Source organism: Streptosporangium sp. H13245, from assembly GCF_055690525.1.
Window position 1 is genome coordinate 163050 of the sequence record NZ_JBSZKT010000006.1, and the last position, 21577, is coordinate 184626.

Annotated in this window: 21 protein-coding genes; 13 read left to right on the forward strand and 8 right to left on the reverse strand. The window is 70.5% G+C overall.

Annotated features, from left to right (window positions below; genetic code table 11):
- Positions 1 to 281 precede the first annotated feature (281 nt).
- Together ACW9TB_RS13720 and ACW9TB_RS13725 are read left to right on the forward strand one after the other, a co-directional pair.
- Positions 282 to 695, forward strand: coding sequence for a ribosomal maturation YjgA family protein (locus ACW9TB_RS13720; protein WP_472748374.1), 414 nt, complete (start codon positions 282 to 284; stop codon positions 693 to 695).
- A gap of 33 nt (positions 696 to 728) precedes the next feature.
- Positions 729 to 1538: an Fpg/Nei family DNA glycosylase gene (locus tag ACW9TB_RS13725; RefSeq protein ID WP_472748375.1), complete on the forward strand. Its 810-nt coding sequence runs from the start codon at positions 729 to 731 to the stop codon at positions 1536 to 1538.
- 125 nt (positions 1539 to 1663) lie between these two features.
- Here ACW9TB_RS13725 and ACW9TB_RS13730 read toward each other — a convergent pair whose 3' ends face one another.
- Complete coding sequence (locus ACW9TB_RS13730) at positions 1664 to 2518, reverse strand: tryptophan 2,3-dioxygenase (protein WP_472748376.1); 855 nt, start codon at positions 2516 to 2518, stop codon at positions 1664 to 1666.
- Positions 2519 to 2667: 149 nt separating this feature from the next.
- On the opposite strand from ACW9TB_RS13730, the gene ACW9TB_RS13735 reads away from it, so the two are divergent.
- Positions 2668 to 3093 carry an Lrp/AsnC family transcriptional regulator gene (locus ACW9TB_RS13735; RefSeq protein ID WP_362506312.1) on the forward strand — a complete coding sequence of 142 codons (426 nt, stop codon included), beginning with the start codon at positions 2668 to 2670 and terminating at the stop codon, positions 3091 to 3093.
- A gap of 107 nt (positions 3094 to 3200) precedes the next feature.
- Here ACW9TB_RS13735 and ACW9TB_RS13740 read toward each other — a convergent pair whose 3' ends face one another.
- Positions 3201 to 4445 (reverse strand): alpha/beta hydrolase, encoded by a 1245-nt coding sequence (locus tag ACW9TB_RS13740; protein WP_472748377.1) that lies wholly within the window; start codon positions 4443 to 4445, stop codon positions 3201 to 3203.
- A gap of 28 nt (positions 4446 to 4473) precedes the next feature.
- On the reverse strand, positions 4474 to 5160 hold the full coding sequence (locus ACW9TB_RS13745) for a GntR family transcriptional regulator (RefSeq protein ID WP_472748378.1): 687 nt from the start codon (positions 5158 to 5160) through the stop codon (positions 4474 to 4476).
- 124 nt (positions 5161 to 5284) lie between these two features.
- Here ACW9TB_RS13745 and ACW9TB_RS13750 point away from each other — a divergent pair, with 124 nt between their 5' ends.
- The 5 genes from ACW9TB_RS13750 to ACW9TB_RS13770 all read left to right on the forward strand — a co-directional run bounded on the left by ACW9TB_RS13750 (position 5285) and on the right by ACW9TB_RS13770 (position 10177).
- A complete protein-coding gene (locus tag ACW9TB_RS13750; RefSeq protein WP_472748379.1) occupies positions 5285 to 6637 on the forward strand; it encodes an MFS transporter in 1353 nt (450 codons plus the stop codon).
- 217 nt (positions 6638 to 6854) lie between these two features.
- Complete coding sequence (locus ACW9TB_RS13755) at positions 6855 to 7883, forward strand: SPFH domain-containing protein (RefSeq protein ID WP_472748380.1); 1029 nt, start codon at positions 6855 to 6857, stop codon at positions 7881 to 7883.
- Between the two features lie 251 nt (positions 7884 to 8134).
- Positions 8135 to 8692: a GNAT family N-acetyltransferase gene (locus ACW9TB_RS13760; protein ID WP_472748381.1), complete on the forward strand. Its 558-nt coding sequence runs from the start codon at positions 8135 to 8137 to the stop codon at positions 8690 to 8692.
- Positions 8693 to 8886: 194 nt separating this feature from the next.
- Positions 8887 to 9702, forward strand: coding sequence for a sirohydrochlorin chelatase (locus tag ACW9TB_RS13765; RefSeq protein WP_472748382.1), 816 nt, complete (start codon positions 8887 to 8889; stop codon positions 9700 to 9702).
- A gap of 67 nt (positions 9703 to 9769) precedes the next feature.
- Positions 9770 to 10177, forward strand: a complete 408-nt coding sequence (locus ACW9TB_RS13770) for a nitroreductase family deazaflavin-dependent oxidoreductase (RefSeq protein WP_472748383.1) — start codon at positions 9770 to 9772, stop codon at positions 10175 to 10177.
- A gap of 153 nt (positions 10178 to 10330) precedes the next feature.
- On the opposite strand, the gene pgeF is transcribed toward ACW9TB_RS13770, so the two are convergent.
- Positions 10331 to 11017 (reverse strand): peptidoglycan editing factor PgeF, encoded by a 687-nt coding sequence (gene pgeF, locus ACW9TB_RS13775; RefSeq protein WP_472748509.1) that lies wholly within the window; start codon positions 11015 to 11017, stop codon positions 10331 to 10333.
- Between the two features lie 96 nt (positions 11018 to 11113).
- Here pgeF and ACW9TB_RS13780 point away from each other — a divergent pair, with 96 nt between their 5' ends.
- Positions 11114 to 11479, forward strand: coding sequence for a PH domain-containing protein (locus ACW9TB_RS13780; protein WP_472748384.1), 366 nt, complete (start codon positions 11114 to 11116; stop codon positions 11477 to 11479).
- A gap of 16 nt (positions 11480 to 11495) precedes the next feature.
- Here ACW9TB_RS13780 and glgA read toward each other — a convergent pair whose 3' ends face one another.
- Complete coding sequence (glgA, locus tag ACW9TB_RS13785; RefSeq protein ID WP_472748385.1) at positions 11496 to 12686, reverse strand: glycogen synthase; 1191 nt, start codon at positions 12684 to 12686, stop codon at positions 11496 to 11498.
- A 48-nt stretch (positions 12687 to 12734) separates the two neighbouring features.
- Here glgA and glgC point away from each other — a divergent pair, with 48 nt between their 5' ends.
- From glgC to ACW9TB_RS13805, 4 genes are all read left to right on the forward strand, one after another.
- Entirely contained in the window at positions 12735 to 13961 is a 1227-nt protein-coding gene (gene glgC, locus ACW9TB_RS13790; RefSeq protein ID WP_472748386.1) for a glucose-1-phosphate adenylyltransferase, read from the forward strand.
- A 191-nt stretch (positions 13962 to 14152) separates the two neighbouring features.
- On the forward strand, positions 14153 to 14743 hold the full coding sequence (locus ACW9TB_RS13795; RefSeq protein ID WP_472748387.1) for a TetR/AcrR family transcriptional regulator: 591 nt from the start codon (positions 14153 to 14155) through the stop codon (positions 14741 to 14743).
- Entirely contained in the window at positions 14740 to 15111 is a 372-nt protein-coding gene (locus ACW9TB_RS13800; protein ID WP_472748388.1) for a VOC family protein, read from the forward strand. Before ACW9TB_RS13795 ends, ACW9TB_RS13800 begins: the two co-directional genes overlap by 4 nt.
- A gap of 213 nt (positions 15112 to 15324) precedes the next feature.
- The gene (locus ACW9TB_RS13805) at positions 15325 to 16644 is read left to right on the forward strand and encodes a DUF5685 family protein (protein WP_472748389.1); all 1320 of its coding nucleotides are present in this window, start codon (positions 15325 to 15327) and stop codon (positions 16642 to 16644) included.
- A gap of 214 nt (positions 16645 to 16858) precedes the next feature.
- Here the strand turns inward: ACW9TB_RS13805 and ACW9TB_RS13810 are convergent, their stop codons facing one another.
- The 3 genes from ACW9TB_RS13810 to ACW9TB_RS13820 form a co-directional block, all read right to left on the reverse strand.
- Complete coding sequence (locus ACW9TB_RS13810) at positions 16859 to 18010, reverse strand: mechanosensitive ion channel family protein (RefSeq protein WP_472748390.1); 1152 nt, start codon at positions 18008 to 18010, stop codon at positions 16859 to 16861.
- A gap of 61 nt (positions 18011 to 18071) precedes the next feature.
- Positions 18072 to 19067, reverse strand: a complete 996-nt coding sequence (locus ACW9TB_RS13815; protein WP_472748391.1) for a ribonucleotide-diphosphate reductase subunit beta — start codon at positions 19065 to 19067, stop codon at positions 18072 to 18074.
- 55 nt (positions 19068 to 19122) lie between these two features.
- A complete protein-coding gene (locus ACW9TB_RS13820; RefSeq protein ID WP_472748392.1) occupies positions 19123 to 21549 on the reverse strand; it encodes a ribonucleoside-diphosphate reductase subunit alpha in 2427 nt (808 codons plus the stop codon).
- Between the last annotated feature and the right edge of the window lie 28 nt (positions 21550 to 21577).

A 21577-nucleotide genomic window follows, 5' to 3' on the forward strand; every position in this document is an offset into this window, starting at 1 on the left:
AATTCCCCATGTCACGGTCACACGCGAATCGAAAAACACAAACACGCCGACCTCACGATGAATGTTCCGGAAGATCCCCGGCCTGCCCTTTCGAACAGGGGCGGCGACGGCCTATTCCGCGATTTCCTGGGAACAACCGCAAAATGATGTTTTGACGATAATGGCCGGACGGTGACCCGGGCCGCATCGGCGATGCGGGACGTGAACAGACGTTTCCTTCCCCCCTTTTCCATGTCCGCCAGAGGCCAAGGAGGCTACAGCGCGATCGCTATCGTGGGCGGGTGTCCCTCCTCCCTCGCACCCGCCTGCTCGCCGCGCTCGCCGCGGCCGTGACCGTCGCCGCCGGACTGACCGTCCGCGCGGTCACCGGCGGCTGGTTCGGCAAGTACGCGGGCGACGCCCTCTACACCGTGCTCGTGTACGCGCTGGTGGTGCTGGTGTGGCCCCGGGTCACACCGGTGCGGGCCGCGATCGGCGCGCTGGCGTTCAGCTGGGCGGTCGAGCTGGCCCAGCTGACCCCCGTTCCCGCCGCGCTCTCCGAGGCGAGCGTCGTGGCCAGGCTGGTGCTCGGCAGCACGTTCGGCGCGGCGGACCTCGTGGCGTACGCGGCCGGGGCCGTCCTCGCCGCGTCGGCCCACACCCTGCTCGGGCGCCGCTCCCGGCACCGGCGGGAACGGGCGTCCGCCGTGCCCTGAGCATCGCCGGGTGGATCGTATGATTTTCAGACCATGCCAGAAGGACACACCATTCATCGCCTGGCCGGAGAGCATCGGCGGGCGTTCGGCGGGCGGGTCGTGCACGCGGAGAGCCCCCAGGGGCGGTTCGCCGCCGGAGCCCTGCGGATCGACGGGCGGGTGCTCACCGAGGCCGACGCCCACGGCAAGCACCTGCTGCTGGGCTTCGACGACGAGCGGTGGCTCCACATCCACCTGGGCATCTACGGCAAGTACGCCTTCGGCCCGGTCCCCGTGCCCGCGCCGACGGGGATGGTGCGCCTGCGCCTGAGCAACGCGGGCGAGTACGCCGACCTGCGCGGCCCCAACACCTGCGAGCTGCTCGACCCGGCGGGGAAGGCGGCGCTGCACGCCAGGCTCGGGCCCGATCCGCTGCGTACGGACGCCGATCCCGAGGTCGCCTGGCGGCGGATCAGCCGCAGCCGCGTCTCCGTGGGGGTCCTGCTGATGGACCAGTCGGTCGTCGCGGGGGTGGGCAACATCTACCGGGCCGAGGCGCTGTTCCGCCAGGGTGTCGACCCGTCACGGCCCGGCCGTGACCTCACCCACGGCCAGTGGGAGGCGATCTGGGCGGATCTGGTGCTCCTGATGGCCGACGGCGTCCGGGTCGGCCACATCGACACGGTCAGGCCAGAGCACACGCCGGAGGCGATGGGCCGCCCGCCCCGCGTCGACGGCCACGGCGGCGAGGTCTACGTCTACCGGCGCTCCAGCATGCCCTGCTTCCTGTGCGGTACCGAGATCCGCACGGAGGTGCTCGCCGGGCGCAACCTCTTCTGGTGCCCGGCCTGCCAGGTCGGCTGACCCCCGAGCGTCCGGGGGCGGGTCACCCACGGCCCGGAGACACCGGCACCCGACCGGCAGGGGCGTCACCTCGGCCGTGGCGTACGGACACCAGCCCTGGTTCCGGGGAGCACCGGGGAGGGATCTCACATCAGGGTCCGGGCCGTCCAGAGTTCGGGGAAGATCTCCCGTCGCATGCTCCGCTCAAGCCAGCTCAGGCCGCTCGACCCGCCGGAGCCCGGCTTGGCGCCCATCGAGCGGCGTACCGCCATCAGGTGCCGGTAGCGCCACTCGGAGAACTGCTCGGCCAGGTCGGTCAGCGCCTCGGCCAGCGGGGCGAGCGGGCCACCGTAGACCTCGACCCATACCGCCTCGACCTCGGGATCGGGCTCGTGCTCGGCGGCGAGGTCGCGGTCGAGTACCGAACGGGGGACGGCGTGGCCCGCGCGGGCGAGGAAGGCCAGGACCGAGTCGTAGAGGCTCGGCCGGTGCAGCGCCTCGACCAGCTCCTCGTACGCCTCGGGGTTGCGGCGGTGCGGCCGGATGAGCGCCTCGGACTTGTTGCCGAGCAGGAACTCCACGTGCCGGTAGAGGGCCGACTGGAAGCCGGAGCCCTCGCCGAGGGCGTCGCGGAAGGAGTTGAACTGCGCCGGGGTGAGCCAGCTCAGCGCGGCCCAGGCGGCGTTGAGCGCCTCGAAGTGCCGTACGGTGCGCCTGATCGTCAGGGTCGCGGCGGTGACGTCGTCCTCGTCGAGCTGCCGCTGGGCGAGGCGCCACTCGGTGCGGAGCAGCCCGAAGTAGAGCTCCATCACCTGGGTGGTGACCAGGAAGGGCAGTTCCTCAGGGACGTCGGTGACGGTGCGCTGGAGCCCGCGCAGGACGGCGGTGCCCACGTAGTCGTCGTAGGGCGTTCCGGCGTCGAAACCCAGCGTCGGCAGCCCCTCGTTGGCCTCGGCGCGCGCCTTGCGGTCCTGCTCCGTGAGCTGCTTGATGCCGGTCATCACGTCTCCTTCGTCTGTACACCTCCATGGTGGTCTGTATCGGTCTGTACGGAAATAATGGAAGAAAGGCGATTCTCGGATTGGGCCTTCGGAACGGAAGGCATCGAGCGGATCAAGTTACGACGTGACGGAGCGTGACCGTGGACGCGATGGATTGGGCGTTGCTGGCCGAGTTGCAGGACGACGCGCGGCTGTCGTACAGCGAGCTCTCGCGCCGGGTGCACCTGTCGGCTCCGGCGGTGGCGGAGCGGGTACGGCGGCTGGAGGAGACCGGGGTGATCACCGGCTACCACGCCCGGGTGGACGCGGCGCTGGCCGGGCGCGGGGTGGCCGCGCTGATCAGGATGTCCTGTTACGGGCCCCGCTGCGTGCTCCGCGACGAGCAGGCGCTGGCCTGGCCGGAGATCCTGGAGGTGCACCGGGTGACCGGTGACGCGTGCTGCCTGCTGCGGGTGGCCGCCTCCTCGATGACCGCCTTCGAGGAGATGATCGACCGGCTCGCTCCGTACGGCCACCCGTCGAGCATGATGGTGCTGTCCAGCCCCGTCCCCTGGCGTCCGCTGTCCTCCCTCTGACCTCTGGCCTCTGAGCCTTGACCTCCGACGGACCTCCGACGGGTTTTTCACCCGGCGAGCCCGGCGAGTCCTTCACGACCCGGCGGGGTGCCGTCGGCGGGGGCGGGTCAGGAGGGCTTGCGGTGCTCGGCGACCGCCCCGGCGGTGGCCCGCCAGATCGGTGACGCGGGGTCGATGACGTCGAAGTGATCGCCCGACATTTCGAGATATGTCACCTGATCGCCTGACTCCTGGGCGGCTCGTGCGTAGCGGCGGCCGAAGTCGACCAGGTCCAGGTCGTCCCCACCACCCTGCACGATGAGCTGGGGCACCCCCAGGGGGAGCCGTTCCAGCGGCCCCGAACGCCGGTAGGCCCCGGGCACCTCGGTCGCGGACCCGCCGAGCGCGACGGCGACCGCGCCGGAGCTCATGTCCCGGCGATCCCCCTCGGCCAGGTCGAGCACCCCCGCCAGGGAGACGGCCAGGGTGATCCGGTGGTCGTCGGCGGCGGCGCGCAGGGCGAGCTGCCCGCCCGCCGAGTGGCCGATCACCACGAGCGGGCCGCGCGCGCTCTCCGCCGCGAGGGCGACGCCCCTGGCGACGTCCTCGGTGGTCGCGTCCCAGCCGTGCAGGTCGGGACGGCGGTATTCGAGGTTCCAGGCGGCGAACCCGCGCTCGGCGAGGTCGATGGCGAGCGCGTCCATCAGGTCCGCGCCCCAGATCGAGCGCCAGAAACCACCGTGCAGCAGCACCACGGCCGGAACCTGCTCCCCGGTGTCCCCGGCCGCACGCGCCCGCCCGTTGCCCTCGTACGGCGCCGGGGCGGGAGCCTGCCCGGCGACGCCGTACGGGGGCCGCATCTCCGCCCACTGGTCGGGGTGGTCGCCGTAGGCGATCCTGTGCGCGGGGCGGCGCAGGCGGTGGACGGCGTGCCTGATCGCCCAGGTCAGCCCCCAGATCCCCCGCCCGTGCATGTGGGTGCCCGCCACACCCCTCGTACCACCCGCCGAGAACGCCGAACCACCCGCGGACCCCGCGCTCACCACGGACGCCACACCACCGACGGACGCCGCGCCACCCGCGAGCGCGGAAAGGGCGGGGAGGGGGGTGTCGGCCTTGGTCAGGTCGAGCCAGACCGCGTCGGGGCGTTCGGCGAACAGGCGGCGGACCTCCGGATCCGGGCCCGGCAGGACGACCAGGACGTCCGGCGACCCCAGCGCCGCCCGAAAGTCCGCCAGGTCGGAGGTCGCCGACACCGTACCGCCGACGCCGAGGGCCGCGAACTCGCGATCGGCCACCTCGGTGAGCAGGCGAAGGTCCGCGACCAGACCGGGACCGGTAAGCACGATCACATGCGGATTCGGAGGAGACATCCGCTTATTCTGCCCCATTAAGCCGGGTTTACGGCTCGGGGATATATGCCTGCATCAGCAGTTTCTCGGCGTCGTCCAGGTAGCTCTCCAGGGCCTGTCCGGCCTCGGCCGCGCGTCCGGCCTCCATCAGCTCGACCAGCTCCAGGTTGCGGGCCACGAACGGCTCGTGGAAGGCGCGGGGGTTGCTCATGACGTGGAAGACCAGGCGGAGCTCGGCCAGCAGCTGGCGCATCGCCTCGTCCAGGCGGGGGCTGCCGTTCAGGGCGGCGAGGCTCTGGTGGAAGCGGATGTTGGCCGTCCCGACGTCCCGCCAGCGTCCCTCGTCGGCGGCGCGGGACGCCTCGATGACGGCCTCCTTGATCGCGGCCAGGGCGTCAGGGGTGGCGTGCGCGCTGTTGCGCACGGCGGCCCCCTCGATCACCCTGCGCACCCGGTAGAGGTCGGCCACGTCCTCGGCCGACAGCACCCGGACGAACACCCCCCGGTTGAGCCGGTGCTCCAGCAGGCGCTCGTGACCGAGCAGCCGGAACGCCTCGCGCAGGGTGTTGCGCGAGACCTCGAGCGCCGCGCCGATGCTCTCCTCCGACAGGCGCTGACCTGGGACGAAGAGCCCCTCGGCGATCCGGTCACGGAGGATGTCGGCGACCACCTCCGCCGCGCTGCTGCGCCCGAGACGACCGCGGTCGCGCTGTAGCGCTGCGGTGACGTTTTCCACGCCCCCAAGAAATCATCAAACAAACCTATTGTCGAATTGTTGAACGATTCTTATGTTGATGGGGACCACAACAAGAAGCTAGCTCAGGGAACATCCCCCAACAAGAAGCTAAGGAGCGCATGCGATGGCGAGCTCCCAGACCAGGCGGGTCATCGTGGCCGGGCTGGTCGGCACATCCCTGGAGTGGTACGACTTCTTCCTCTACGGTTCGGCCGCGGCACTGGTCTTCAACAAGCTCTTCTTCCCCACCTTCGAACCGCTCACCGGCACGCTGCTGGCGTTCCTCACCTACGCGATCGGGTTCGTCGCGCGACCGCTCGGCGGCATCGTGTTCGGGCACTTCGGCGACCGGGTCGGCCGCAAGAACGTGCTGGTGGTGACCCTGCTGCTGATGGGCGTCGCCACCTTCCTGATCGGCCTGCTGCCCGGCTACGCGACCATCGGCGTGGCCGCCCCGCTGCTGCTCGTCACCCTGCGCTTCGTGCAGGGGCTCGGCCTGGGCGGCGAGTGGGGCGGGGCCGTGCTGATGTCCATCGAGCACGGCGACCCCCGCAGGCGCGGGTTCAACGCGAGCTGGCCGCAGGTCGGCGTACCCGCGGGAAACCTGCTGGCGGCGGGCGTGCTCGGGGTCATGTCCGCGGCGCTTCCCGAGGAGGCGTTCCTGTCGTGGGGATGGCGGGTGCCGTTCCTGCTGTCGGGCGCGCTGGTGGTCGTGGGCCTGTGGATCCGCCTGCGGATCGTGGAGTCGCCGCTGTTCGCCCAGGTCGAGCGGGCGGGCGCGAAGGCGCGGATGCCGCTGGTGGAGGTGCTGCGCACGCACCCGCGCGCGCTGGTCTCCGCGGGCCTCGCGCGCATCGGCGTGGACGTCGCCTTCTACATCTTCGTGACCTACGTCCTGGCCTACGTCACCGGTCCCCTCGGGCTCGAACGCGGTGTCGCGCTGAACGCGGTGCTGATCGGCTCCGCCTTCCAGCTCTTCCTGATCCCGCTGTTCGGCGCGCTGTCGGACAGGGTCGGCCGCCGCCCGGTCTACCTGGCGGGCGTGGTCGGGGCCGCGGTCTGGGTGTTCGCCTTCTTCCCCCTGCTCGACACCGGGTCCTTCCCGCTCATCGCGCTGGCCTCGGTCGTGGCCCTGGCCTGCCACGCCGCGATGTACGGGCCCCAGGCGGCCTTCATCGCCGAGCTGTTCAGCACCCGCCTGCGCTACAGCGGCGCCTCCATGGGCTACCAGGTCGCCGGGATCTTCGGGGGCGCCCTCGCCCCGATCATCGCGCTGTCGCTGTACGACCGGTTCGGCGGCACCCTCGCCATCTCGCTCTACGTGGTCGCCGCGCTGGCCGTCACCACGGTGGGCCTGGCCATGGCCCCCGGTACGCACGACGACCTGCCCGCCCCCACCGAAGGCTCCGGAGACTCCGGAGACGCCCGCGAGGGCGCCCCGGGAACGCGTACGGGGACCGCTTCCCGGGACGCCTGAGCTTCTTCCGCGGTCACCGGCCCTCCCTCGCATCCGGAACCGCCCGGGTTTTCGGACACCATCACCGAACTCACCGGCCCACCGGCTCGTCAAAGTCCCTTGGAACACGTCAGGAACCGCCAGAGCCCGCCACGAAGGGAAGCCGGGTGGGCCGGTGGCCGAGGACGGCCATCCCCGGCCACCGCCCTCCGGTGCCCACCCCCCAAGGAGAATTGACATGTCCATCGGAAAAAGCGTCGCCGCCGTGGTCTTCGCGATCATCTCGGTGATCGTCGTGATCAGCGTCGGAGGCGGTTTCGAGCGCACCGAGCCGGGCCAGGTGGCCGTCGTCAGGGACGGCGGCCCGCTGGACGACTCCGGGATCCGGCAGGTCATCCCGCCAGACTCGGGACTCACCTGGGTCGGCCTGTGGTCGTCGGTGCACTCCTATCCCTCCCAGCAGCGGATCTACACCATCACCACCGACGCCAAGCGGGCCAGCGCCAGCGGCGTGGACGAGGTGACCGTGCCGAGCTCCGACGGGGTGAACCTCGGCATCGAGGGCACGCTCTACTTCACGCTCAATCTCGACCAGGAGGCGCTCAAACGCTTCGACGACAGGTACGGCACCCGCACCTACCTGGGCCAGGACGGCGAGTCCCGTTACGCGTGGGACGGGGACGAGGGATGGAACGGGTTCTTCATCCAGTCCGTGCGGCCGGTGATCTACAACGCCCTGCGCAGCCAGATCGGTGCCGCCGAGTGCGCCGAGCTGCTCTCCTCCTGCTCGCTGGTGCAGACGACCTCCAACAAGAAGGCCGCCCCCGCCGTCCCCGCCGTGATCGACAGCAACGCCTCCATCACCCGCGCCCAGAACGGCATCAACCAGATCCTGGAGCGCGACCTGGAGCAGCTGCTCGGCGGCCGTTTCTTCACCGGCCTGCGGTTCACGCTGGTCCGGGTGACGCTTCCGGCCGAGATCCAGGCCGCGGTGAACAAGACCCAGGTCGCCCAGGCGGGGATCGCCGAGGCCGCGGCGAGGGCGTCGCAGGCCGACGTCGAGGCCGAGTCGAAGATCAGGCAGGCCGAGGCGGACGCGAAGGCGGCGGTCGCGCTGGCCAAGGGCGAGGCCGAGTCGAACAGGCAGCTGCAGGAGAGCTACCGCAAGTGCCGTGCCTGCGTCGAGATCGACAAGCTGAACGCCCTGCCCAGCGGCATCACCGTCTACGCTCCGGGCAACTCCGACGTCGTCGTCCCGACGAAGTGAACCCGGCCCCCCGCGCGCACCGGACCGGACGTACCCAAACACCGGACCGTACGCGGAACCGGGGCGTGCGCGGGACCGGGACGGGCCTGTGCCCGCGCACACGCGGGGCCGTGTTCGTCTGAGCGCGGGCACAGGAAACCCTGGGCCTGGGCACACACGGAGTCGCGCGTATAAGATCACTAAAATGATGGTATGTCCGCTTACCGGAAAGATCTCTAGCCGTGGAACCTCCGAGACGTTAGCGTCTGCGCATGCGCCACGTTGAGATCTCGGGCAAGAGACTCCGGCTCAGGGAAATCACCATCGATGACGTGGACGCCCTGCATGCCGTATACGGTGACCCGACGGCCACCGAGCACCTGCCGTTCGACCCCCGCACCCGCGAGGAGGTCGAAGAAACGATCATCGAGGCGATCAAGTGCTCGGGGGTCGAGCCCCGGCGTCTCTACGTACTGGCGGTGACCGACCTCGACAACGGCGAGGCCTTCGGCGTCGCCCGGCTGCACATCGAGGCCGACCACCCGCACAGCGCGGAGATCGGCCTCGGGCTCCGCCCCGACCACTGGGGGCGGGGCATCGGTACCGACCTGATCCGGCTGATCCTGACGTTCGGCTTCCGCGATCTGCGCCTGCACCGCATCTGGGGTGCCCGCTCCCCCGCCAACACCGCCGCCCAGCTGGCGATGCTGGTCGCCGGGATGGTCGAGGAGGGCAGGATCAGGCACCACGTACGAGCCCGCGGGGTCTGGCGCGACTCCATCGTGCACTCGGCGCTGGAGGACGAGTGGGAGGGCCACCGTGACGTCTGACCTGACAGGATTCCCCGTCGCACACCGGCCGTGAACCGTCGTGACCCGGCCCCCGCACCGGCCGCGCACCGGCCACGAACCCGCCTCGGGGGCGGGGATCCCCGCCCCCGCCCCTCACTTTTTCTGAATGTTGTGACGGAAATGCTGCCGTTTCCGGTCACGGGAAGTGTCAAATGGCCCTAGAGTCCGCGCATGTGAGCGAGAGTCCCATCCTCCCCGTACGAGGGCGCCCGGTGCGGCCCTCCGGAAGGCACCGCAGGCCGGTGCCCTCCCAGCTCCCGCCCGAGGCGCCAGCGCTGGTGCTGGCCGCGCTCGGCGACGCCTCCGGCACCGCCGCGGAGCTCGCGGCCCTCATCCGGGGGGACAATCCACAGATCCAGGTCCGCCTGGCCGCGCTCGGCGAGGACGGCAAGGAGCTGACCTCCGAGCTGGAGGCGGCGGCCAGGGAGCGTCCCGAGGACGCCACGGCCGCCATCGTGGTGCCGCTGCTGACCGGCCCGCACCCGGTCGCCGACCGGCTGATCTCCGCGGCGGTCGCCTCCAGCAAGGTCTCGGTGACGGTCACCGACCCCCTGGGGCCGCATCCGCTGCTCGCCGAGGCCCTGCACATCCGGCTGTCGGAGAGAAGCCTGGCACGGGCCGACCGGATGCGGTTGCTCAACGTCTCCAGCCCGGTCGACGCGGTCATCCTCGCCACCGTCGGCGGCGAGGGCGCGGCGGCGGAGGCCCAGCCGACGGCGGTGCTGCTGGCCTCACGGCTGACCCTGCCCGTCCTGGTCGCCTCCCTCGACAGCGCGCCCGCCGTGGCCGACGCGGCCGGGCGGCTGCGCGACATCGGCGCCCAGCGCATCGCCCTGTCCCCCTGTGTCCTGGGCCCGGAGGCGCCCCCCGGGCTCGCGAGCGCGGCGGCCGGGGAGATCGGGGCCGAGTGCGCCGACGTTCTCGGCGCGCACGACCTGATCGCGGACCTGGCCGCCCGCGCCTACGGGAGCGTCCTGTCCGCGGATTGACCCCCTCGATGTGATCTGTCCTCCTCCGACGGGTAGTGACCTGCGTAGCTGTCAGAGGAGATAGATCATGCTGTACGGAAAAGAGCACGTCGACAGATACCGGGCGACCGACGGGGCCGAGGGGCACGAGTGGCAGGGCACCACCGCCCTGCTCCTCACCACCACCGGCCGCAGGTCCGGCGAGCCGCGGACCAGCCCGCTCATCTACCAGCGCCACGGTGACGACCTTCTCGTCGTGGCCTCCAAGGGCGGCTCCGACGAGCCGCCGATGTGGTACCTCAACCTCCAGGAGAATCCGGAGGTCGAGGTCCAGGTGCTGGGCGACCGGTTCAGGGCCAGGGCCCGCACCGCCACGCCCGAGGAGAAGCCGGAGATGTGGTCGATCATGACCGCGGCCTGGCCCGCCTACGACGAGTACACGCGGAAGACCAACCGGGAGATCCCGGTGGTCGTGCTGGAACGCCTCACGTCATAACCGGAACCGGCGACCGCAGAACGCCGTACCCAGAGAACGCCGCCCCGGAAAGCGTCGTGACCGGGGCGGGCTCGGCGGGCCCCGTCCATGCCCCGGACCGGCCCTCCCCGCACGCCGGTCCCGTACGCACGAGCGAACCTCGGTGAGAGCCGGTCAGGGCTCCAGCCAGACGTAGCCCGCGAACCTGCCGGTCGTGCCCTCCCTGCGGTGGGAGAACAGCTCGGCGCTCTCGATGGTGCAGCGGGTGTCGTGGATGACCTCCCCGACGCCCGCCTTGCCCAGCTGCGAGGTGATCGCGGCCCGCAGGTCGAGGGCCGGGGTGTCCTGGCGGGTGATCGACCACGCCTCGGGAAGCATCACCGCGACCTCGTCGCGCATCCCGGCCGGGACCTCGTAGCAGGTGCCGCAGGCCATCGGGCCGATCAGGGCGGTCATCCTCGCCGGGTCGGCGCCGCGCCCGGCCATCTCCTCGACCAGGGCCGTGACCACGCCGGACATGGTGCCGACCCGGCCCGAGTGCGCGGCACCGACCAGCCCGGCCTCCGGCTCGGCCAGCAGGACGGGCGCGCAGTCGGCGCAGAGCGCGGCCAGGCCGAGGCCGGGCACGTCGGTGCAGACCCCGTCCAGCGGCGGCGGGTCGTCGCCGAACGGCTCCCTGACGTAGCGGACGTCGGCGCTGTGGACCTGCCGCATGAACACGACCCGCTCCAGGCCGAACTCGGCGGCCGTCCCGGCCCTGTTCGCCGCGACCGCGTCCGGGTCGTCGCCGCACATGCCCCCGAGGTTGCGGCTGCCGTACGGATCGGCGCTGACACCACCGTGACGATCGGTGATCCTCATCTGAAAGTTCACGGGCCGACCTTACCCGCCCAGGAACCCGGTCCCCGGGACGTTCGTTTCACAGAGACACAGATCCCCCGAGAGATTGCGAGCGTCATGGCTCAGGTTGTGTACGACCGCAAGGAGCAGTACCAGCAGATCGAGAGCGGCCTCATGCCCGGCGAGCAGATCATCGCCGTCTACGACGCCATCGGCACGGGCACCGGCTTCCTGGGGCTCACCGACAGGCGCGTGATCGTCCAGGACAAGTCGTTCGTCGGCAAGAAGGTCGCCATCACGAGCATCCCCTACAACAAGGTCTCCGCGGTGAGCGTGGTGAGCAACAAGTCGCTCGCGGGCTCGTTCTTCTCGTCGGGGGCCATCGCCATCCACGTGGGCACCCACACGTACGAGGTGGAGTTCCGGGGCGACAACAAGGCGCACCACGTGCACAACGTGATCCTGCACTTCATCACCGCCTAGGAACTCCCCCTACGGATCAGGAGGCCGGCGCCTCCCCGCGGGCGACCCGCCGGTAGAGCTCCATCGTCCGCTCGGCGATGCGCTCCCAGGAGAAGTGCTCCACCGCGCGGATCCGTCCGGCCTCACCCATGCGGGTGGCGAGGGCGGGGTCGGCCAGCAGCCGGTTGACCCGCTCGGCGAGGTCGGCGGCGAAGAGGCCGGGGTCGTGCGGGGTGCCGTCGGCGGCCTGGTCGATCGGGACCAGCAGGCCGGTCGAGCCGTCGGCCACGACCTCGGGGATGCCGCCGGTGGCGGTGGCCACGACGGCGGTCTCGCAGGCCATCGCCTCCAGGTTGACGATGCCCATCGGCTCGTAGACGGAGGGGCAGACGAACACGGTCGCGTGGGTGAGGATCTGGATCACCTCGGGGCGGGGAAGCATCTCCGAGATCCAGACGACGCCCTCGCGGTCGAGCCCGCGGACGAGCGCGGTCACCTCGGCGGCGATCTCGGGCGTGTCGGGCGCGCCCGCGCAGAGCACCAGCTGGGCGTCGGGGTGGAAGTCGCGCGCCGCGTGGAGCAGGTGGACGAGGCCCTTCTGCCGGGTGATGCGGCCCACGAAGACGACGTACGGCCTGCTCGGGTCGATGCCGTGCCGTTCCAGGACGTCGGTGCCCCGGTCGGGGGCGTACTCGCCGGTGTCGATCCCGTTGTGGATCACCGTGACCCTCTCCGGCGGGATCTCCGGATAACTCGCCAGCACGTCGCGGCGCATTCCCTCGGAGACAGAGATGATCGCGTCCGCGGTGGCCAGCGCGCCGCGCTCGGCCCACGATGACAGTGTGTAACCGCCGCCCAGCTGCTCGGCCTTCCAGGGCCGCAGCGGCTCCAGGCTGTGCGTGGTCACCACGTGGGGCGTCCCGTACAGCATTTTGGCGACGTGACCGGCGAAATTGGCGTACCAGGTGTGGCTGTGGACCAGGTCGGCGCCCTCGCATCCGGCCGCCATCTCCAGGTCGACGCCGAGGACCTGCAGCGCGGCGTTGGCCGTCTCCAGGCCGCCGGGCACCCGGTAGGCCGCGACGCCCTCCTCCGGCCGTGACGCTCCGAAGCAGCGGACCCGGGTGTCGGCGAGCCTGCGCAACTCCCGGGCGAGGTATTCGACGTGAACTCCCGCCCCTCCGTAGACGTCGGGGGGATATTCACGGGTCAGCAGATCCACTCGCATGCGATCAGCCTAGTGTTTCATCCCTGTTCATCAGGTTAGGGTCCACCTATGAGAGTCCTCGCGATCGTGCTCGCCGGTGGAGAAGGTAAGAGGCTCATGCCTCTGACAGCTGATCGAGCGAAGCCCGCGGTGCCTTTCGGGGGGATATACCGGCTCGTCGACTTCGTACTGTCCAATCTCGCCAACGGTCACTACCTCCAGATCGTCGTGCTGACGCAGTACAAGAACCACAGTCTCGACCGGCACATCTCCCGGACATGGCGCCTGTCGGCGATGCTCGGCAACTACGTCACGCCGGTCCCGGCCCAGCAGCGTCTCGGGCCGCACTGGTTCTCCGGCTCCGCCGACGCGCTGTTCCAGAACCTGAACCTGATCTACGACGAGATGCCCGACCACGTCATCGTGTTCGGCGCCGACCACATCTACCGCATGGATCCCCGGCAGATGGTGGAGCAGCACATCGAGAGCGGGGCCGAGGTGACCGTGGCCGCGATCCGGCAGCCGCTGTCGCTCGCCGACCAGTTCGGGGTCATCGAGACGGACCCGGCCGGGCGCAAGATCACCGCCTTCCGCGAGAAGCCGAAGGACGCGGTGGGCCTGCCCGACGCGCCCGACCAGGTCTACGCGTCGATGGGCAACTACGTCTTCAAGACCCAGTCGATGATCGACGCTCTCAGGGAGGACGCGCTCGACCCGACCAGCAAGCACGACCTGGGCGGAAACATCATCCCGATGATGGTGAAGTCGGGCAGCGCGGAGGTCTACGACTTCGCCGACAACATCGTGCCCGGCTCCACCGAGCGCGACCGGGGCTACTGGAGGGACGTCGGGACGCTCGACGCCTACTACGAGGCCCACATGGACCTCATCTCGGCGCACCCGGTCTTCAACCTCTACAACAGCCGGTGGCCCATCTACACCGGCCACGACCCGCTTCCCCCCGCCAAGTTCGTGCACAACGACGGCGACCGGGTGGGCAGGGCGATCGACTCCCTGGTGTCCGCGGGCGCGATCGTCTCCGGCGGGCTGGCGGAGCGCTCCATCCTCTCCCCCGGCGTGGTGCTGCACTCCCACTCCCAGGTCGAGGACTCGGTCCTGATGGGCAACGTGAAGGTGGGCCGGGGCGCCATCGTCCGCAAGGCCATCGTCGACAAGAACGTGATCATCCCGGACGGCGCCAGGATCGGCTTCGACCTGGAGTACGACCGCAGCCGCTTCGCGGTGACCAGCGGCGGCATCGTCGTCATCGGCAAGAACGAGATCGTCGAGCGCTGACCCGGACCGGCTCGCCGGTTCCCTCCCGGTCCCGCCGTCGCGGCGGGACCGGGACCCTGAATCCCTCACCATGCCCGCGCATCCTTAAAACGCGTTGACGGAGTGAGTACTCACTCCGCAAAATGGGAGGCATGGAAACCCAACCCGCCCGGCGACGTGCGCCGGGAATGAGTCCGGAGCGGCGCCGAGAGATGATCGTGGCTGTCGCCCTCCCCCTGATCGCCGAGTACGGTGCCGCCGTGACCACCGGCCAGGTCGCCAGAGCCGCCGGGATCGGCGAGGCGACGATCTTCCGGGTGTTCGCCGACAAGGACGAGCTGCTCGACGCCTGCATGGCCGAGGCGCTCCGCCCGGACCACGTGCTGGAACAACTCTCCGCGATCCCGCTCGACCAGCCACTGGCCGCCCGGCTGACCGAGGCGGCCGACGCCATGCATGCCTTCACGGCCCGGATCGGCACCGTTGTCGGCGCCTTGCACGCCTTCGGCCGTGTTCGCGAGCGCCCAGCCCCGGAGCCCTCCGCGACCCCCCGGGAAAAGAAGTCCGAGTCGTTTCGCGACACCAGGCTCAGGGAGACCCGCGAGGTGCTGGCCGAGCTGTTCGAGCCGGATCGCGACTCCCTGCGGCTCCCCCCGGAGCGTCTGGCGACACTCTTCCTGAACCTGGTGCGCTCCAACGCCCGGCGGCCACCGGGCGACCCCGAGCTGAGCGTCGCCGACCTCGTCGACGTGTTCGTGTACGGCGCCCTGGCACACCCTCTGCCGAAGGAAGACCCGTCATGACCATCACGCTGAACCACACCATCGTGCCCGCGCTCGACAGGCGGCGGGCGGCCGACTTCCTCGCCGGAATCATGGGCCTGGAGTGCCTGCCCCCCGCCGGGGCGCACGGCCACTTCGCCCCGGTCAGGGTGAACGAGTCCCTCACCCTCGACTTCATGACCGTGGAGACCCCCGAGGGGCACCACCTGGCCTTCGACGTCGACCCGGCCACCTTCGACGCGATCCTCGCCCGGCTCGGGGAGCGGGAGGTGCCGTACGGCAACCACCCGGCCCAGCGCGACAACGGGCGGATCGACCACCCGTTCCGCCCGCGCGGCCTGTTCTTCGCGGACGAGACGGGAAACCTCTACGAGGTCATGTCCGACTGACCGCGACCCTCGCAGGGGTCGTTCGAGGTACCGGGTCATCGAGACGCACGCCGACGGCTTCAGGTGATCGCGTTCCTCGTAGGGGTCGTTCGAGGTCACCGCGCGACTTCCTGACCTTTAAGGGATAGATTCTCCCGGTACGTCGCACGACCTCCCCTTCCCGGACGGACCTCTCGGGCCTCCCGGACACACCCCCCAAGTACGAGAGATCACATGTTCGGCATCATTCGCCCCTGTGGCGAGCACTCCTGCCCGGAGCTGCACCGGGCCTGGATGGCGCACCTGTGCGGGCTGTGCCTGACCCTCAGGGACGGACAGGGGCACACGGCCCGGCTGGCCACCAACTACGACGGCCTGATCATCTCGGTGCTGGCCGAGGCGCAGGGCCCGGCGGCCTCCCCGCACCGGACCGCGGGCCCCTGCGCGCTGCGCGGGTTCCGGTCGGCGGACGTGGTGGACGCGCGAGCCGGGGGCGTACGGCTGGCCGCCACGGTGTCGCTGGTTCTCGCGGCGGGCAAGCTGCGCGACCACGTGGCCGACGGCGACTCCGCGCCGGGTACCGGTACGGCGCGCGGGATGCTGGCGGCCCGCTGGGAGGCGGCGGGGGCCAGGATGGGGGCCGGGATCGGGTTCGACACCGCCTCGCTGGCCTCGACGGCCGAACGCCAGATCGAGCTGGAGAGCCGCCCGGGAGCGACGCTGCTGGAGCTGACCGGTCCCACCGAGGAGGCCGTCGCCACCGCGTTCGCGTACACCGCGACGCTCGCGGGCACCCCCGGCAACGCGGCGGCGCTGGCCGAGGCGGGCCGGTTCTTCGGCCGGATCGCCCACCTGCTGGACGCCGTGGAGGATCAGGACGAGGACGCCGCCCGGGGGGCCTTCAACCCGCTGACCGCCACCGGCACCTCCGTACGGGAGGCGCGGCGGCTGTGTGACGACGCCGCGCACGGCCTGGAGCTGGCGCTGCTGGACGTGGAACTGGCCGACCGGCACCTGGTGGACGTGCTGCTGGGGACGGAGGTGCGGCGGGCGGTGGACCGGACGTTCCGCCACGCCTCCGGTCCGGACCACGACCCTTCCCGCGAAACGTGCGCCCGCCCGCACGGGGACTCCCCCGGAACGCACGACCGCGACACTGAGACGCACAGCCATAAGACCGGAACACACGATCACGAGACCGGAACGCGCGACCGCAAGGCTGGAACGCACGATCACGAGACCGGAACGCGCGACCATAAGACTGGAACGCACAACCATGAGACCGGGACGCACGGCCGCGAGACACCGTCCCGTGCCGGGGAGTCCGGCCACTCCTACGAGCGGCCGGGGTTCGTCCGCAAGTCGGCCGCCGGAGTGGGGACCCTGCTGACCTGCGGGCTCTGGCGGCCCCGGTGGAGCTCCCACCGGCACGGCGGCTGGGACGAGCGCTGCTACCTGAGAGGGTGCGACGGCTGCAGCGGCTGCGACGGGTGCTGTGACGCCTGCAAGTGCTGCGGCAAATGCGACGGGTGCTGCTGCGACTGCAACCTCTGAGGCTCCTGGGCGCGGCCCGGCGGGCGTCGCGGACGGTCGGCGACCGCGACGCCCGGCACGGCGGGCCGGAGCGGGCGCCGCCCCGGGCCACGGATCCGTGCCTCGCGAACCAACGTGCCCCCGGATCGACGCGCCTCGTAAACCGGACGCGCTTCACGGAACGGAACGGAACGGACGCGTTTCACGGAACGGATCGGACGCGCGGCCCGTCGTCTCAGACCGGGTCCGGCTGGTCGCCGTCCCGGTCGGCGGAGCCGTCCCGGTCGCGGAGGTCACCGCCCAGGCCCCGCGACATCAGGCCCGCGCCCATCAGCCCGGTGAGCGTCCCGGGAACGGTCGCGGACGGGGGCGGGGTCTCGACCCGGAAGCGGGGCAGCGCCTCGGGGTACCGCTCCCGGACGAAGGCGACCATGTGCTCGCGGATGTCGCACTTGAGATCCCAGGCGCTGGCGGAGTCGGCGGCGCTCATCAGGGCGCGCAGCTCCAGCAGCCCGTTGGGCAGGGTGTCGGTGACCTGGAGGGTCCAGTCCTTCTGGTCCCAGAGCGGGTGCTCGCGCAGGGCCCGGTAGAGCTCGGTGCGCAGCTCCTCCACCGGCACCGACCAGTCGACCCTGAATATCACGTGGCCGATCACCCGGCTGCTGTGCCGGGTCCAGTTCTCGAACGGGTTGGCCGTGAAGTAGGAGACCGGCAGGACCAGCCGCCGCTCGTCCCACAGCCGCAGCACCACGTAGGTGAGGCTGAGCTCCTCGATCCGGCCCCACTCGCCCTTCACCACCACGACGTCGTCCAGCCGGAGCGCGTCGCTGAAGGCCAGCTGGAGCCCGGCGAGCATGTTGCCCAGGGTCGACTGGGCGGCGATACCGACGACGACACCGGCGATACCGGCCGAGGCCAGAAGCCCGGCTCCGAGCGCCTGGACCTGCGGGAAGGTGAAGAGCATCGCGCCCAGCGCCAGCACGATGATCACCGCCGAGGCGACCCGGCGGACCAGGGTGATCTGGGTGCGGATGCGCCGGGCCCTGCGGTTGCCCTCGCCCTCGACGGTGATCAGCCGTTCCAGCACCACGTCGGTGACCGCGAAGGCGGCCTGGATGACCAGCCAGGTGACGCACCCGATCATCGCCAGGCCGAGCCCCTGATAGACCAGCCGACCGACCACGCTCGTCGCCATCTGAGGCTCGTAGGCGGTGTAGGCCGTCACCACGGCGGCCGTCGCGAACCCCGGCCAGGTGCAGCGGCGCACGAGCGGACCGGCGAGAACCCACTTCTCACCGATCAGCCGCGAACGCAACACCCGCCGTACCACCTCCACCGCCACGACGGCGGCGGCCACGGAAGCAATCATGATGATCCAGTTGGACACTTAAGGGGTCCCCCTCGACGTCTTTCATCCTCGTCGTTCTCTTGCCTGGATCACCAGCTAATCAGAAGGATTCGTCGAATGTGACATTCCCTTCGACGGCTATCTGGTAAGCCGAAACCCGTCGTTCGAAGAAGTTGGCCAGCTCCTGCACGTCCTGCAACTCCATGAACGCGAACGGGTTGGCCGTGCCGTACCGGACGGGCATCCTGAGCCTGACCAGGCGCTGGTCGGCCACGTACTCCAGATACCCGCGCATCTGGTCCACGCTCATCCCGAGCAGGCCGTCCCCGCACAGGTCGGCCGCGAAGGCCAGCTCGGCCGCCACCGCCTCCTCGATCATCCGGGTCACCTGCTCGGCGAGCTTGTCGTCGAACAGCTCGGGCTCCTCGGCCCGTACGGTCTCCACGACGCCGAAGGCGAACTCCATGTGCATGGACTCGTCGCGGAACACCCAGTTCGTCCCGGTGGCCAGGCCGCTGAGCAGGCCCCGGGAGCGGAACCAGTAGACGTAGGCGAAGGCCCCGTAGAAGAACAGCCCCTCGATGCACGCCGCGAAGCAGATCAGGTTGAGCAGGAACGCCCGCCGGTCCTCCCGCGTCTCCAGCCGGGTCAGCCCGCCGAGCGAGTCGATCCAGCGGAAGCAGAACTCCGCCTTGTCCCGGATCGAGGGGATGTGCTCGACCGCGGCGAAGGCCTTGACCCGCTCGTCGGGATCGGGCAGGTAGGTGTCCAGCAGGGTCAGGTAGAACTGGACGTGCACGGCCTCCTCGAACAGCTGCCTGCTGAGATACAGGCGCGCCTCGGGGGCGTTGAGGTGCTGGTAGAGGTTGAGGACGAGGTTGTTGGCCACGATCGAGTCCCCGGTGGCGAAGAACGCCACGAGGCGGTTGATCAGGTGGCGCTCCTCGGGCGTCATCCTCGCCAGGTCCGCCAGGTCGGAGGTGAGGTCCACCTCCTCGACGGTCCAGGTGTTGCGGATCGCGGCCCGGTAGCGCTCGTAGAACTCGGGGTAGCGCATCGGCCGCAGGGTGAGATCCATGCCGGGATCGAGCAACATCGGGATACTGCCTTTCTCAAAGCTTTCGAAAAACCCTGCGAAGGAACCGGGACGGCTACTGGCAGGCGTCGCAGTACTCGGGGTTCTCCAGGGAGCAGGCGACGGCCTCGGGGTCGAGGGCGGCCCGCTCCACCGGCGCCGCCACGGTGGCCTGCGCGATCCGGGTCGCCGGGCGCGAGCGCAGGTAGTAGGTGGTCTTGAGGCCCGACTTCCATGCGTAGGCGTACATCGAGGAGAGCTTGCCGATGGTCGGCGTGGCCATGAAGAGGTTCAGCGACTGCGACTGGTCGATGTACGGGGTGCGCGCGGCGGCCAGGTCGATCAGCGCCTTCTGCGGAAGCTCCCAGGCGGTCCGGTAGAGCGCCTTCAGGTCGGCGGGGATCTCCGGGATGTCCTGGACGGAGCCGTCGGCGCGCTTGATCGCGTCGCGGATCAGCGGGGTCCACAGCCCACGGGCCTGGAGGTCGCGGACGAGATAGCGGTTGACCTGGAGAAACTCCCCTGAGAGGGTCTCGCGCTTGAAGACGTTGGAGACCTGCGGCTCGATGCACTCGTAGCAGCCCGCGATGGAGGCGATCGTGGCCGTCGGCGCGATCGCGATCATCAGCGAGTTGCGCAGGCCGGTCGCCGCGACCCGCTCCCTGATCTCCGCCCACTCCGCAGACCCCGCCGCCCCGTAGTGGTCGGGGTGCAGCACCCCGGCGGCGGCCCTCGTGTCCTCGTACGAGGGATGGCGGCCCCGCTCCACGGCCAGGTCGGAGGAGGTCCGGTAGGCGGCGAGCGCGATCTCCTCGGAGATCCTGGTGGACAGCTCCAGGGCGCGCGGCGAGTCGAACGGCAGCCGCAGCGTGAACAGCACGTCGGCCAGGCCCATCACGCCGAGCCCGATCGGGCGCCACTTCCGGTTGGCCGCCTCCGCCTCGGGGGTCGGGTAGAAGCCCAGGTCGATGGTGCGGTCGAGGAAGCGCACGGCGGTACGGACGGTCGCGCGCAACCGGGCCCAGTCGACGGTCTCCCCCGCGAGCGTAGAAAGGTGGGCGGCGAGGTTGATCGAGCCGAGGTTGCAGACGGCGGTCTCCGCGTCGCCGGTGACCTCAAGGATCTCGGTGCAGAGGTTCGACAGGTGGATGACGTTCTCCGGCCTGGCCGTCTGGTTGGAGGTCCGGTTGGCCGCGTCCTTGAAGGTCATCCAGCCGTTGCCGGTCTGGGCGAGCGTGCGCATCATCCGCCCGTACAGGGTGCGGGCGGGGATCTGCCCGGTGAAGCGGCCCTCGGCCTCGGCGGCCCGGTAGGCGTCGTCGAACGCGGAGCCGTACAGGTCGGTGAGGTGCGGGACCTCCTTGGGGTCGAACAGCGACCAGACGCCGTCGGCCTCGACCCGGCGCATGAACTCGTCGGGGATCCAGTTGGCCAGGTTCAGGTTGTGCGTGCGGCGGGCCTCCTCGCCGGTGTTGTCGCGCAGCTCCAGGAACTCCTCGACGTCGGCGTGCCAGGGCTCCAGGTAGACGCAGGCCGCGCCCTTGCGGCGGCCTCCCTGGTTGACCGCGGCGACGCTGGAGTCGAGCGTGCGCAGCCAGGGCACGATGCCGTTGGAGTGGCCGTTGGTGCCCCGGATCAGCGAGCCCCGCGAGCGGACCCTGGTCCAGGCGATCCCGATGCCCCCCGCGTACTTCGACAGCCGCGCGACCTGCCCGTAGCGCTCGTAGATGGACTCCAGCTCGTCGCGGGGCGAGTCGAGCAGGAAGCACGAGGAGAGCTGGGGCCTGCGGGAACCGGAGTTGAACAGCGTGGGCGAGCTGGGCAGGTAGGACAGGGTGGCCATGAGCGCGTACAGCTCGGCGGCCTCCTCGACGGTCTCGGACAGGCCGCAGGCCACCCGGAGGAAGAAGTGCTGCGGGCGCTCCAGGACCTTGCGGGTCCGCGGGTGGCGCAGCAGGTAGCGGTCGTAGACGGTACGCAGCCCGAAGTACTCGAACCTGGCGTCGGCCTCCGGATCGACCAGCGCGTCCAGGACTCCGGCGTGGGCGGCCACGAACTCCGCGAGCCCGTCCTGGACCAGCCCCGCCTCGTGGGTCGCGGCGACGGACTCGGAGAACCGGCGGACACCGTGCTCGGCGGCCTCGTCGGCGATCAGCTCGGCCAGCATCGCGGCGGCGAGCCTGGAGTTCTCGGGATCGGTGATCACCCTGGCGGCGGCCTCGTCGATGGCCAGCCTGCGCCCATCCGCCACACTTCCGGCGTTCCCGGCGTTCCCTGCGTTTCCGGTGTTCCCTGCGTTTCCGGTGTTCCCGGCTTTCCCCGCGCTCCCGACGACACCGTTCCCCGTCGCGGTCGCCACCGCGCTCCCGACGACACCGTTGTCCATCGCGGCCGTCACCGCGTTCCCGGCACTCCCCGCGCTTTCCGCGCTCCCGACGACACCCTTGTCCATCGCGGTCGCCGCCGTGCTCCCCGTCGCGGTCTCCGCCAATGCCTGTGTCACGTAGTGCCCCTCGCTCGATCGGACTTCC

What these genes read in the sequence shown, in the direction of transcription:
- ACW9TB_RS13725 (WP_472748375.1), top strand. Translation starts at nt 729, where the DNA reads ATGCCAGAAGGACACACCATTCATCGCCTGGCCGGAGAGCATCGGCGG.
- ACW9TB_RS13730 (WP_472748376.1), bottom strand. Translation starts at nt 2,518, where the DNA reads ATGACCGGCATCAAGCAGCTCACGGAGCAGGACCGCAAGGCGCGCGCC.
- ACW9TB_RS13735 (WP_362506312.1), top strand. Translation starts at nt 2,668, where the DNA reads ATGGATTGGGCGTTGCTGGCCGAGTTGCAGGACGACGCGCGGCTGTCG.
- ACW9TB_RS13740 (WP_472748377.1), bottom strand. Translation starts at nt 4,445, where the DNA reads ATGTCTCCTCCGAATCCGCATGTGATCGTGCTTACCGGTCCCGGTCTG.
- ACW9TB_RS13750 (WP_472748379.1), top strand. Translation starts at nt 5,285, where the DNA reads ATGGCGAGCTCCCAGACCAGGCGGGTCATCGTGGCCGGGCTGGTCGGC.
- ACW9TB_RS13755 (WP_472748380.1), top strand. Translation starts at nt 6,855, where the DNA reads ATGTCCATCGGAAAAAGCGTCGCCGCCGTGGTCTTCGCGATCATCTCG.
- ACW9TB_RS13760 (WP_472748381.1), top strand. Translation starts at nt 8,135, where the DNA reads ATGCGCCACGTTGAGATCTCGGGCAAGAGACTCCGGCTCAGGGAAATC.
- ACW9TB_RS13770 (WP_472748383.1), top strand. Translation starts at nt 9,770, where the DNA reads ATGCTGTACGGAAAAGAGCACGTCGACAGATACCGGGCGACCGACGGG.
- pgeF (WP_472748509.1), bottom strand. Translation starts at nt 11,017, where the DNA reads ATGAGGATCACCGATCGTCACGGTGGTGTCAGCGCCGATCCGTACGGC.
- ACW9TB_RS13780 (WP_472748384.1), top strand. Translation starts at nt 11,114, where the DNA reads ATGGCTCAGGTTGTGTACGACCGCAAGGAGCAGTACCAGCAGATCGAG.
- glgA (WP_472748385.1), bottom strand. Translation starts at nt 12,686, where the DNA reads ATGCGAGTGGATCTGCTGACCCGTGAATATCCCCCCGACGTCTACGGA.
- glgC (WP_472748386.1), top strand. Translation starts at nt 12,735, where the DNA reads ATGAGAGTCCTCGCGATCGTGCTCGCCGGTGGAGAAGGTAAGAGGCTC.
- ACW9TB_RS13795 (WP_472748387.1), top strand. Translation starts at nt 14,153, where the DNA reads ATGATCGTGGCTGTCGCCCTCCCCCTGATCGCCGAGTACGGTGCCGCC.
- ACW9TB_RS13800 (WP_472748388.1), top strand. Translation starts at nt 14,740, where the DNA reads ATGACCATCACGCTGAACCACACCATCGTGCCCGCGCTCGACAGGCGG.
- ACW9TB_RS13805 (WP_472748389.1), top strand. Translation starts at nt 15,325, where the DNA reads ATGTTCGGCATCATTCGCCCCTGTGGCGAGCACTCCTGCCCGGAGCTG.
- ACW9TB_RS13815 (WP_472748391.1), bottom strand. Translation starts at nt 19,067, where the DNA reads ATGTTGCTCGATCCCGGCATGGATCTCACCCTGCGGCCGATGCGCTAC.